This is a genomic window from Chrysiogenia bacterium (assembly GCA_020434085.1).
Lineage (GTDB): Bacteria > JAGRBM01 > JAGRBM01 > JAGRBM01 > JAGRBM01 > JAGRBM01.
On the sequence record JAGRBM010000192.1, the window covers coordinates 1 to 1,882 of the forward strand.

The 1,882-nt window shown below is 62.1% G+C and carries 3 protein-coding genes; all 3 read right to left on the reverse strand.

The window, feature by feature from the left end:
- Positions 1-545, reverse strand: a 545-nt coding sequence (gene mtnC / locus KDH09_06420) for an acireductone synthase (GenBank protein ID MCB0219314.1), incomplete at its 3' end; no start/stop codon positions are given.
- A gap of 24 nt (positions 546-569) precedes the next feature.
- Entirely contained in the window at positions 570-1,106 is a 537-nt protein-coding gene (locus KDH09_06425) for a cupin domain-containing protein (protein MCB0219315.1), read from the reverse strand.
- A 21-nt stretch (positions 1,107-1,127) separates the two neighbouring features.
- Positions 1,128-1,766: a methylthioribulose 1-phosphate dehydratase gene (mtnB, locus tag KDH09_06430; protein MCB0219316.1), complete on the reverse strand. Its 639-nt coding sequence runs from the start codon at positions 1,764-1,766 to the stop codon at positions 1,128-1,130.
- Between the last annotated feature and the right edge of the window lie 116 nt (positions 1,767-1,882).

Sequence of the window (1,882 nt, forward strand, 5' to 3'; positions counted from 1 at the left end):
CCAGCAATGGCGCGGTAGGAATCGGCCACCCGCTTGGGCCCGGTGGTCGTGTCGTGGTAGCCCTCGAAGTGTTCGAGCAGGTCGCCGTATTTCGTGTGTCCGAACAGCAGCTTCTGGGCCAGCACGCTGCCGGAAGAAAAAATCCGAAGGCGAATCCCGGCCTCGCGCCACTTTTTCAGCGCCGCCGGTACGTCATCAAAGACTTCACTCTTGAGCGATCCCTCCGCGTAGCCCTTTTCCCAGATGAGACCCTGCAGCATCTTGAGCCCGGTCGACTTGCGATCCATGTCCATGAGATAGCGGGCGAAGGGCGCGCCGTTTCCGAAGTCGGGCATACCCTTCCCTGCTACACGTGATTCAAGAGTGCCTTCCTCGCGAAGCCGCACGAGCGCAGCCGCAACCGCCTCGTCCTGATCGGCACGGGCGCAGTACTCGTCGAGGTGTTCGCGCGCGTAGGGAAAAAGCACGTCGTAGACGAAGGAAATGGGAGTGGTCGTTCCCTCGATGTCGAGCAGAATGGCGGATACGCCCTTGGGAAGCGGCACGGGGTTTCTCCTGATGCGAATTCTCTATTGGCCTTCGAAAACCGGCTCGTACTTCGCGTCCAGGCCCGTCTCCGTATAGTGCGGCGTCCATCCCGCCGGATCCTGGAACAGTCGAATCGCGCGCACCGTGCGCTTTTCCGAGAGATGGAACCAGTGCAGCGTGCCCCTGGGCACGTTGATCATGTCGCCCTTGTGCACCTCGATGCTGAAGACGGGGCCATTTTCCGGATGAATATGGAAGAGTCCCTCGCCGTGGACGATGAAACGAACTTCGTCTTCATCGTGCCAGTGTTCCTTGTCGAACTTCGCGAGCATTTCCTCGATGCCCGGCGTCTCGGGGGTAATGTTCACGACATCGGCGGTGACAAAGCCGCCCTCGGCCTTGAGTTCTTCAATGGGAGCGGCATAGGCAGCGAGAATTTCGTCATTGCTCGGGTTGGCGCCAAGGGAATCCCCACCTTCGAAGCGGCGATACCAGATGCCGAACTTCGCCAGGAACTCGCGGATCTCCGCTGCATCCTGCATCACCTTGTTTTCGTCGCGAATGTTCAGGGTCGCCATAGTTATGACTCCTTTGGACGATCAGCCCTTGAAGGGCCCGAACGACGTGCGCCGTGCCAGGCACTCGAACAGAAACTCGAAGATCTCCACGTGCCGATACGCCTGCGCCACGTCCGCGCCCCAAGCATACAGGCCGTGGCCGGCGATCAAGAAGCCGCGAAGGCCCGGGGTCTGCGCAAGCTGGGGTTCGAGCCACGCGCGAATGACTTCCATGTCCTGGGAATTGCGCACCACCGGGACAAAGACGCTCGCGTCGTGGGTAGTAACGCCTTCGAGACCCTTGAGCATTTCGTAACCACTCACCCAGAACCCGCCCTTGTCCTGAAAGTGCATTCCCAGCAGCGTGTTCGCCGGGGAGTGCACATGCAGAATGGCACCCGCATTCGCGTGGCGCGCAATGACACCGTGAAGCAGCGCCTCGGCCGAGGGCGTGCCGCTCTCCCCGTCGGCGGGGGCCCCCTCCCCATCGACAACCATCAGGTCCTCGGGGCCAAGGCGCGACTTGTCGCGCCCCGAGCGCGTGAGCACAAGCCGCAGGGGATCGGCCGAGAGCCGGGCACTGAAATTTCCGCTGGTCCCGCGGCACAGCCCCTGCGCGGCAAGACGGCCCACGGCCTCGCAGAGCGCTGGTCCGAGATTCTCTGGTGTTGCGTCACTCACCGATTCAGCTGCCTTCGCGGCGGGAAACTTCCCGGACGCGAAAAATAGACGTCACACCTCTCCCGCACAAGGGGCTCAGGTCTGAAGCGGCAGACGCACGCTGACCGATGTGCCGC

Bases quoted from the DNA above. Each gene is read 5' to 3' on its own strand.
- KDH09_06425 (MCB0219315.1), bottom strand. From the start codon at position 1,106: ATGGCGACCCTGAACATTCGCGACGAAAACAAGGTGATGCAGGATGCA.